The sequence below is a fragment of the Roseibium denhamense genome, from assembly GCF_009711415.1.
Taxonomy (GTDB): Bacteria; Pseudomonadota; Alphaproteobacteria; order Rhizobiales; family Stappiaceae; genus Roseibium; species Roseibium denhamense.
The window spans coordinates 190,600-200,377 of the sequence record NZ_SMLZ01000107.1 but is presented as its reverse complement, the minus strand read 5'-3'; the positions used below and the strand labels follow the sequence as shown (position 1 = coordinate 200,377).

The following is a 9,778-nucleotide window of genomic DNA, read 5'->3' as shown; positions in this document are numbered from 1 at the left end:
ACAGCGCCGCACTTAAGTAGATTTGGAAGAAGTAAAGAACCAAAACGGCAAGAATCCACGGTGTCATTGAGGTCTCCAGATAACGTGAATTGTCAGATATCAGCCGTAAGCTTACGGTCGCTTGCGCAATCCTCAATTCCGTCAGGGGGAATAAGGCGGCAGATGCAATGAATGGGCAGACCAGAGCCTTTGGAGAAAGCCTTCGGACCTTGCGCAAGGAGCAAGGTTTCAGCCAAGCAGAGTTGGCTGCGAGGCTTGGCACGACACAACGGCATGTGTCTTTTTTGGAGACAGGACGTGCTGCCCCAAGCCGGTTCATGCTGGAGCGGATCGAACGGGAACTTGCTCTTCCAATTGCCCGTGTCCAGGTGCTCTTTGAAAATGCCGGATTTGTCAGTCCGTACAAACGACGCACAGAAGATTCTCCTGATGTAATTGCAGCGCTCGATTTGATTGACAGGTATCTTTTGGCAAACTGGCCGTTTCCTGCCTTTGTTCTCGACAAACACTGGAACGTTCTCAGACAAAATACACCGGGAAGAGCATTGCTTGATGATCTGGCTGGACCACACAACCGCCACGCGAACTTCTTCGAGATTTTTTTATCGCCTTCCTTCCGCAAGCGGGTTTTGAATTGGCGCGACGCGGCGCCGATATTCGCGGCGCGTCTTTACCGCGCAGCTTCCCATGATGAGGCCATGCGCAGCTTGCTGGATCAGGCGCAAAAAGCCGGACTGTTGGACGATCTGGAAGTGACGGGCCGGGATGATATCCCGGTTTTCGTGCCGGTCGAAATCGAAGGCCCAGATGGTCAGCGGCTTAGACTGACATCTTTGCTCGGCCAACTCGCCTCCGTGCAAGATGCGATTGTTGAGGGAATGACTGTCGAAATGATGGTTCCGTTGGATGATGGCAGCCAGGAGTGCCTTCTAGCTGCAGCACAAAGCGCCTTTCCTCTTAAAGCGGCGGAGTGAAATGATCGCGTGTAATCTCTTGTTCTGGCGGTGGATGCAACGGGCGGCAGTTATTCTCGGCAGTCTTTTCATTTGCGCTGCAACCGGCGCCGCATTTTCCAAGGACAACCCCTCCGCAAGGCTTCCCGATGGAAACATTGCAAAGGCAACACTTGGCGATGAGCAGATTTCCGCTTGGTATGGATCACCGACCACCCGCTATGCCCACGGCATTTTGGGGGATGCCACCGAAGCCGGCTCTTTGCATGTTGAAGTGAATTCCGGCCCTACGCTTTCGCATATCTTGCCGCAAGATGAGGTTTTTGAGGACCGGACACCAAGACTGGTGGATCTGGACGGGGATGGCGTTCTGGAGATCATCACCATTCGGTCCTATCGCACATCAGGCGGCAGTCTGGCGGTCTTTGGAGTTCGGAACAACACGCTGACGGAGCTGGCAAAATCCGAACCGATCGGCCGGGCAAACCGCTGGCTTAATATAGCGGAGGTCGGCGACTTCGCTGAACGTGGAAACAATCAGATCGCATTTGTTGAAACACCTCATATAGGCGGCACGCTTCACCTCGCTGAATGGCAGGGAAACCGCCTCGTGACGTTTCATTCCCTTGGAGGCTTTTCCAATCATAAAATCGGCTCGCGGGAGCAGGACCTGAGCGGTACAATTTTCTTCAACGATGATCGACTGCCAGACTTGGCTGTGCCTTCGGACAACCGGAGGGTTCTCCGGATTGCCGGGGTTGCCGACGGCAAACTGCAGGAACTTCATCGGTTTGAGCTGCCGAGCCCGGTCGCCCGCAGGGCGGATATTGATTACGAAGTTCCGCAAAACTGCATTCACTTTGATCTGGAGAATGGCGAGCGCTTCGACCTCTGCCTGCCCTATCCTGAGGACCGGTAGATTTTTGGCGATCGTATCGATGAAGGACGTTTGGCTGTAAGACAGCCCGCATACTGCAAGCCAAAGACAATAGAACATACAATTCCAATGCATGACGCCCGGATCCATCGGTCCGGCTTATGAATACCTTCACCCATATTTGTTAGTCCGGTTCTGACAATCCTGTTAGGCAGAGTGTCCATCAAATTGGACGATCAACATGGCAGCCTCCGCAACACCGGATCTTTATGCGCAAGACGGACCATATGCCTGGTTCCGGCTGGCTATATCGATCATTTTGAGCACTTTAGGCGGCGCCGGGATGTGGGCTGTTGTGATTGTTCTGCCTGCCGTGCAGGCTGATTTCGGTATTGACCGGGCAGACGCCTCAATACCGTACACCGCCACCATGATCGGATTTGCAGCCGGAAACTATTTGCTTGGCCGGGTCGTTGATCGTTTCGGCATTGTTCTGCCGGTACTGGCATCGGCCCTTTCCCTGAGCGCCGGTTTTGCGCTGGCCGCCTATGCGCCCGGTATCTGGTCTTTTTCCATTGCCCAAGGTGTTCTGATCGGGCTCGGAACTGCCGCAACATTTGGTCCGCTGATTGCCGATCTCTCCCATTGGTTCGTCAAGCGCCGGGGTGTGGCGGTCGCCTGTGCGGCCTGTGGCAACTATCTGGCCGGCGTTTTGTGGCCATCGCTCATCCAATGGAGCCTCCAGACAGGCGACTGGCGTGAAACCTATTTGCTCATCGCCGCAATCTGCCTCGTGACAATGGTGCCGCTGGCTTTGATCCTGAAACGCCGCCCCCCGCCTTCGGCGTTAGCGACGGCTGGGTCTCCCAACCGTTTCGCACAGCAAGGCTCGGGTTTATCTCCCCGATCTCTTCAGATTCTCCTGGTCATCGCGGGGCTTGGCTGCTGCGTGGCCATGTCCATGCCGCAGGTGCATATCGTCGCCTATTGCGTTGATCTTGGATATGGCGTTGCTCCTGGCGCGGACATGATAGCGATCATGACAGGCGCCGGAATCATCAGCCGGTTGGCGTCGGGCTTTTTGGCCGACAAGATTGGCGGTGTCAGGACGCTCTTGATCGGCTCCGTCCTGCAATGCGCGGCGCTCTTTCTTTACATCCCATTCAACGGCTTGGCGTCGCTTTATCTTGTCTCTTTAATATTTGGACTGAGCCAGGGCGGGATTGTACCGTCTTACGCCGTGATCGTGCGCGAGTATCTGCCAGCCCGTGAAGCCGGCCAGCGCGTGGGTCTGGTGATCATGTCGACCATTCTGGGCATGGCGATTGGCGGCTGGATGTCCGGCTGGATCTACGATCTCACCGGGTCCTATACCATGGCGTTCCTGAACGGCATTGCCTGGAACTTCGTCAACATCGCCGTGATGATGTTTATCCTGCTCAGCGGCCGGCGGACGCCCGCGACCGCAGCAGCCCAATAAAGAAAATCCCGCCGATCAGGCCTGTCACGATACCGATGGGCATGTCTTCCGGTGCCATCAGGGTACGCGCAAGAATATCGGCCCAAACGAGGAAAATTCCACCAAGCATCAAAGAGGCGGGCAGGACGCGCGTATAACTGCCCCCGACCAGATACCGGGCGATATGCGGCACCATCAGACCGACAAAACCAATGATGCCGGAAAAGGCGACCATCACACCGGTAATCAGCGCCCCAAGCACAAAGACCGTGAGCCTGAACCGCGCAACGGGGATTCCCAGCGTTGCGGCTGTTTCGTCCCCAATGGTCATGGCATTCAGATCTGCCGCTTTGGCCAGCAGATAGGGCACGGTCAGCAAGAGAACGCCAAGCGGGAACACGAGATGGCTCCATTGCGCGAGCCCCAACCCGCCCAACATCCAGAAGACAACTGTATGGGTTGCCCTTGGATCGCCTAGAAAAATCAGAATATTGGCCAAGGACATGATGATGAAGGAAACGGCAACGCCAGCCAGGACCAGCTTGTCCGCGCTTGTGGCAGCAGTCAACCTCGTGACGGCAAGCACGACCATTGTCGCGGTTATCGCGCCGGCAAATGCCATCAATGGAACCGTAAGAAGTCCGAGAAACAGCCCTGTATGGAGGAGCGCCAAAATCGCCCCGGCAGCCCCACCCGACGAGATACCGAGCAGGTGTGGATCTGCCAAAGGGTTCCGGGTAACCGATTGCAGCGAGGCACCGACCACAGCCAGCCCTGCCCCGACAAAGGCTGCCAGAAGTGTGCGTGGAAGACGGATCTGCCAGACGATGGCTTCGCGCCCTTGCGACCAATCCACGTCCACAAGTCCAGGCAGCATTTTGTTTGCCACCACACCGAACACAGTTGCCGCCGGGACGGAGACCGCCCCGACAGAAACAGCGGCCACGATAGAGATCAAAAGCCCCCCGGCCCCCAGTAGGAGAAAGGCCGCGAACGGCACTCCCCTTACCGAGCCGCCAGTCTTTGGGGGTGTCTCATTCAGATCATCTGGAGAAGACCGCTGTAGCACCAATCAATCTCCCCAGAACGCATTGCCAAGTTTTTTCACGGCCTTGACATTGCGGGGGCCTGGTGTCGCCTCGACATACTCCAGCGTGACAAACCGGTCATTCTTGACCGCATCGATATTCGCCAAAGCCGGATTGTTCCGCATGAAGTCGCGCTTTTCTTCCGCAGTCACATTGCCGTAATTGACGATCACGACCATTTCCGGGTTCTTTTCGACAACGGTTTCCCAGTCGACCTTGGCCCAGCTTTTCTCAAAATCGTCCAGTACGTTGACCCCGCCTGCAGCTTCAATCAATGCGGTTGGCATGGCATAACGGCCCGCTGTGAAGGGTTTGTCTTCACCGCTATCATAAACGAACACCTTTAGGGGCTCGTCACTCGGATTGAGTGCTGCCTTGAACTCTTCCAGATCAGCCTTGTAAGCGGACACCAGTGTCTCGGCACGGTCTTCAACACCAAAGACTTTGCCGAGATTCAACAGGTCGTTATACATGTCGTCCATCGACACTTTTGGCTTGTTGCCAATGTGAATGCAGGACTCAGTGAGCTCATAGACCTTGATGCCGAAGGGCTCGAGAGTTTCCGGCGTCACCTCTCCGCCCACCTTCATTCCATAGTTCCAGCCGGCAAAATAGAAATCCGCATCTGCCCCGATCAGGACTTCCTTGGTTGGGTATTTTTCCGACAACTCGGGCAGCTCCGCCACGCCCTCACGCATCTCTTCATCCAGCGTCTTCCAGCCTGAAATGCCGGTATATCCGACCATCTTGTCGCGCAGGCCAAGGACCAGCATCATTTCGGTCAAGTTGACGTCGTTGGAAATGGCTGCCGACGGCGGCGCGTCAAAACTCACTTCACGGTCACAGCTTTTAACCGTCACTTCCGCATAGGCGGACCCGGCCATCAGGGTTGCCATAAGGCTGAGTGCGATACGTTTCATTTATTTCTCCGTTCAAAGATGAAAACTGAAGTGGGACTGGTTGCTGGGCAGCAGCGTTTCGCGGGCAACTTTCACACTGTAGGCAGCTTCAATATGCGCTTCGGTCAAAACCCGATCCGGCGCGCCGAAAGCGACTGCGTGTCCGCTATGCATCAGCAGCACCTGGTCGCAGCACTGGGCTGCCATGTTCAGGTCATGAAGGCTGGCAATCACCGTGATGTTCAGGCCCTCGATCAATTGCAGGATTTCCAGCTGATGCCGGATGTCCAGATGGTTGGTTGGCTCGTCGAGGATCAGCAGAAGCGGTTCTTGGGCCAGGGCACGTGCCACCATGGCGCGCTGTTTTTCCCCTCCGGACAGGGTCCCGAAACCGCGTTCTGCCAAATGACCAAGCGCCATCTGCTGGAGGGCACCTTCAACGATATCCGCATCGCGGGCCCCGCCCCCGGCAAATCCACTCCCGTGCGGACGCCGGCCCAGCGCAACAATCTCACGCACGGACAGCGCAAAGTCGGTTGGCTGCTCCTGCAGCACCGCGGCAACCTTCCGGGCAACATCACGCGGCGCCATCCGCCAGATATCCTGTCCATCCAGGAGGACCGAGCCGCTGCGCGGTTTGTGGAACCTGTAGAGGGTCCGAAGCAAAGTTGATTTGCCCGCGCCATTTGCCCCGACAATCCCCAGAACGTCACCGGCTGCCAGATCAAAGGAGACCGGATGCAGCAACCGGGTCGCCCTGTCTGGCCCCCAGCTGACCGCATCGACCTTGAGATGGGCTCCCCTCATGAGACGGCCGTCTTGTCGGCTTCGGTGGCAATCATTGCCGCCGGGATCCGGGCAAGGGTTGTCTTGCGCAGTTTTCCGGGCCGGTCCAGCGAGGAGCACCAGCCATCATCCAGGTCTTTGTATTGGTGGGCGAAAGCCACCAGATCATCGACATCCGTGTCAGGGTCGATGTCTCCAAATAGATAGGCCGCCTTGTCTGTCGCCTTGTAGGCGACTGTGCATGGGCGCGAGCAACCCGCCATGCAGGCAATGCCTGACACTTCGAAATCTTCGCCAACAATATTGCTTGCAACATGCAGGGCTTCCTGCAGCTTCTTTATGAGCTCAAAGCCCGGACGGCATGTGCTCCCTTTATGGCGGCAGGATGTGCAAACGAAAATTTTGTGCCTGTCATTTGCCATGGTCTGCCTCACCGCTTGCCCTTTCTGCCCGCACCAATTGACTGTCCAGGCAGCAATCGGTGGTCGAAGTGTTACAACTGCTGTCTTCAGCGGAAACGCCTTCACAGGCTGAAGTGTGTAACGTTATTACATAACCTTGCCAAGCTCGTGCAAGAGCGTTCTGGTCACCATTCGGGGTCATGGCCCTTGCAGCGCGCTCAGCAGTCGATCCGGCTTTGGCCAGCAGATCAGGAAGATAATCGTCGAGAATTTGTTTCGGCCGGTTCATATCGCCCTCCGCGATTGTGCGGGGCGATCTGGAACCGTTTGAAATGTAATGTCAGCAAATGCCGATATGCCATGTCACTCGCTCCTCCGGAACACCCCGTCCGGGTTGAGGTTGAAAGTAAAATGGCAGGTCTCCTGACTTGCGGGTCATTGCGTCATCTGAACCTTCCCGGGAAAACCCAGTGGCTTTGTCAGATTGGCTCGCCGCTCACAGTTGCGGGGGCAGTCACGGATTTGGCGCCTGATGGCTACACCTCACCGTGTTCCCTTTTAATTTCGGTCCAGACTTGGATTCGAAAACCATTGGCCTAGATGTGCTCGAAGTTCAGTCCGCCGTCAATCCACTTTCAGGCGTATGTGGATCGCGCGATGGCTGCCAGCATGACAGGATGACGCAGGGCATGGCGCCGCAGGTGGGCGCAAACGCGTTGCTGCGCGTAGGTACTATCCCATATCTCCCAACAAACAAAGTCTGTTGGAAGGTCCTCATGGAAGAGCTGCTCCTAAGCCGAATTCAGTTTGCGGCCAATATATCGTTTCACATTCTGTTTCCGACGATCACGATCGCGCTCGGATGGGTGCTGCTTTTCTTCAAGTTGCGCTTCAACGCGACGAAAGATGACCGCTGGATGGCGGCATACCGCTTCTGGGTCAAGGTTTTCGCCCTGTCGTTTGGCCTTGGTGTCGTAAGCGGCATCACTATGAGCTTTCAGTTCGGCACAAACTGGCCCGGCTTCATGGAGACGGTCGGAAACGTTGCCGGACCGCTGCTTGCCTATGAGGTGCTCACCGCATTTTTCCTGGAAGCTGCTTTTCTTGGCATCATGCTGTTCGGCAGCCGGAGGGTCCCGAACTGGCTCCACACGCTTGCAACATTCCTGGTCGCCTTCGGAACGACGATCAGTGCTTTCTGGATCCTGGTCCTGAATTCGTGGATGCACACACCGGCAGGATTTGAGGTGCGTGATGGGGTGGTCCATGCGACTGATTGGATGGCGATTATCTTCAATCCGTCCATGCCCTACCGGCTGGTGCACATGTTGCTTGCCAGTGGCCTCACGGTTGCCTTCCTCATCGCAGGGGTGTCGGCATACCGCCGCCTGGTCGGCGATACGTCCAAAGGTGTCCGTCTGACCTTCAAGACGGGCGTATGGCTGGGCGCGATCCTCATCCCAATCCAGATCTACGCAGGGGATATGCACGGGCTGAACACACTCGAGTACCAGCCCCAGAAAGTCGCTGCGATGGAAGGCAATTGGAACACATCCTCGCATGTGCCCTTGCTGCTCTTCGCATTGCCCGATGAGGAAAACCGCAAAAACGACTTCGAAATCGGGATACCGAGCGGCGCATCGCTCATCCTCAAGCACGATCCGGCCGGCGTGGTGCCTGGACTGAACGACTTTTATGCCGAGGACGGGACAGCACTGCACCCGCCGGTGGCCCCGGTGTTCTGGTCCTTCCGCATCATGGTTGGGACGGGTGTCCTGATGCTGCTTGCCAGCTGGGGAACGCTCTATGCGCTGCGCCGCAACCGGGGTGTCGATGGGCTGAACCCTTGGCTGTTGCGGGGCCTCGTCGCGATGACATTCTCGGGTTGGATCGCCACTCTTGCAGGGTGGTACACGACCGAAATCGGCCGTCAGCCCTGGCTCGTGCAGGGGGTCTTGACGACAGAGGCAGCAGTGGCCGACGTCCCGGCCACGATGGTTGGAGCAACGCTTGCGGCATATCTGGTGGTCTATGCGGCTTTGTTGATCGCCTACATCACGGTCATCTTCCGCTTGGCGCGCAAATCGTCCGAGGCTGACACCCGTCCGCATTCCGGCGCCGCTCAAGTCGCACTCGTACCAGCGGAGTAACACAAGATGTACCTGTTTGGAGATCCAGCCACCTGGCTGCCGCTGGCCTTTGCAGCCCTCATGGGCTTTTCGATCCTGGTCTACGTCATATTGGACGGTTTCGACCTCGGCGTCGGCATTCTGTTTCCGTTTGCCGACGCTGCCGAAAAAGACAGAATGGTGGCCGCCATCGGCCCCTTCTGGGATGCGAATGAGACTTGGCTCGTCCTTGCTGTCGGTTTGTTGCTTGTCGCCTTTCCGGCGGCACATGGAACCATCCTGACGGCATTGTATCTTCCGGTCGCTGTCATGCTGATCGGGTTGATCCTGCGCGGCGTCGCCTTCGAATTCCGGGCGAAAACATCCGGCGTTCAAAAGAAACGCTGGAACCTCTCGTTCTTCATCGGATCTTTGTCAGCATCTCTAGCACAGGGCTACATGCTCGGCATTTACATCATGGGTCTGGAGCAAACGCCCATGACGGTTGCATTCGGCATCCTGACAGCACTTTGCCTGACAGCAGGTTACGGGTTCATCGGTGCGACCTGGCTGATCATCAAGACTGAAGGGGCGCTTCAGCTGAAGTCTATTGAATGGGCGAAACGCAGGCTTTGGGGCATCATGATGGGCCTCGGGGCGGTGTCGCTGGCAAGCCCGTTTGTAAGCGACCGCATCTTCGACAAGTGGTTTTCGTTTCCGTCGGTCATCCTGCTCGCTCCGCTTCCGCTCATGTCCGGCCTGATGGTCTTCATCCTCTGGACGGCACTTAGGCACCTGCCCGCGGAAAATGACAAATGGGCCTGGGTGCCGTTTACAGCAACGGCCGCACTGTTTGCCCTTGCGTTCACGGGACTCGCCTACTCGTTCTACCCATACGTGGTGCCGGAAAAACTGACCCTTTACGAGAGTGCAAGCGCCCCGGAAAGCCTGTTCATTATTCTCATCGGGGCACTCTTCGTTCTGCCGGTCATCATCGGATACTCGATCCTCGCCTATACGGTGTTCCGCGGCAAAGCGACGGACCTCACGTACGACTGAAACACTCCGTACACCAAGTCCAAGCAGCGTGGAGAGCGCTGCTTGGTTTGGCCTGCGTTTCGCCAGTCCCGTCAACAAATTGTCAAGTTTCAAGGGATATCGCTAACCGATCGACCTTTGAAACATGCTTGAAGGCAGAAAAACAAAA

The 9,778-nt window shown here is 56.7% G+C and carries 10 protein-coding genes and 1 riboswitch; of the genes, 5 read left to right on the top strand and 5 right to left on the bottom strand.

The features are described 5' to 3' along the window. Positions 1-167: 167 nt before the first annotated feature. The 3 genes from E1180_RS11430 (at position 168) to E1180_RS11420 (ending at position 3,310) form a co-directional block, all read left to right on the top strand. Positions 168-974 carry a helix-turn-helix domain-containing protein gene (locus E1180_RS11430; protein ID WP_155191296.1) on the top strand — a complete coding sequence of 269 codons (807 nt, stop codon included), beginning with the start codon at positions 168-170 and terminating at the stop codon, positions 972-974. A 1-nt stretch (position 975) separates the two neighbouring features. Then, complete coding sequence (locus E1180_RS11425) at positions 976-1,872, top strand: hypothetical protein (RefSeq protein ID WP_155191295.1); 897 nt, start codon at positions 976-978, stop codon at positions 1,870-1,872. A gap of 199 nt (positions 1,873-2,071) precedes the next feature. Beyond that, positions 2,072-3,310, top strand: a complete 1,239-nt coding sequence (locus tag E1180_RS11420) for an MFS transporter (protein ID WP_155191294.1) — start codon at positions 2,072-2,074, stop codon at positions 3,308-3,310. Here the strand turns inward: E1180_RS11420 and E1180_RS11415 are convergent. From E1180_RS11415 to E1180_RS11395, 5 genes are all read right to left on the bottom strand, one after another. Beyond that, on the bottom strand, positions 3,270-4,265 hold the full coding sequence (locus E1180_RS11415) for a FecCD family ABC transporter permease (protein WP_208997089.1): 996 nt from the start codon (positions 4,263-4,265) through the stop codon (positions 3,270-3,272). The two genes, E1180_RS11420 and E1180_RS11415, sit on opposite strands and share 41 nt — an antisense overlap. A gap of 96 nt (positions 4,266-4,361) precedes the next feature. Further along, the gene (locus E1180_RS11410) at positions 4,362-5,297 is read right to left on the bottom strand and encodes an ABC transporter substrate-binding protein (protein ID WP_155191293.1); all 936 of its coding nucleotides are present in this window, start codon (positions 5,295-5,297) and stop codon (positions 4,362-4,364) included. A 12-nt stretch (positions 5,298-5,309) separates the two neighbouring features. Further along, positions 5,310-6,083 (bottom strand): ABC transporter ATP-binding protein, encoded by a 774-nt coding sequence (locus tag E1180_RS11405; RefSeq protein WP_155191292.1) that lies wholly within the window; start codon positions 6,081-6,083, stop codon positions 5,310-5,312. Then, positions 6,080-6,484, bottom strand: a complete 405-nt coding sequence (locus tag E1180_RS11400) for a DUF1636 family protein (RefSeq protein WP_155191291.1) — start codon at positions 6,482-6,484, stop codon at positions 6,080-6,082. Before E1180_RS11400 ends, E1180_RS11405 begins: the two co-directional genes overlap by 4 nt. Further along, positions 6,474-6,752, bottom strand: a complete 279-nt coding sequence (locus tag E1180_RS11395) for a hypothetical protein (protein WP_155191290.1) — start codon at positions 6,750-6,752, stop codon at positions 6,474-6,476. The genes E1180_RS11400 and E1180_RS11395 overlap by 11 nt, the downstream gene beginning before the upstream one ends. 107 nt (positions 6,753-6,859) lie before the next feature. Then, a riboswitch (cobalamin riboswitch) is annotated at positions 6,860-7,071 on the bottom strand. 168 nt (positions 7,072-7,239) lie between these two features. Here E1180_RS11395 and E1180_RS11390 point away from each other — a divergent pair. Together E1180_RS11390 and E1180_RS11385 are read left to right on the top strand one after the other, a co-directional pair. Then, on the top strand, positions 7,240-8,613 hold the full coding sequence (locus E1180_RS11390; protein ID WP_155191289.1) for a cytochrome ubiquinol oxidase subunit I: 1,374 nt from the start codon (positions 7,240-7,242) through the stop codon (positions 8,611-8,613). 12 nt (positions 8,614-8,625) lie between these two features. After that, positions 8,626-9,630, top strand: coding sequence for a cytochrome d ubiquinol oxidase subunit II (locus E1180_RS11385; protein WP_425280912.1), 1,005 nt, complete (start codon positions 8,626-8,628; stop codon positions 9,628-9,630). The last annotated feature ends 148 nt before the right edge of the window (positions 9,631-9,778 follow it).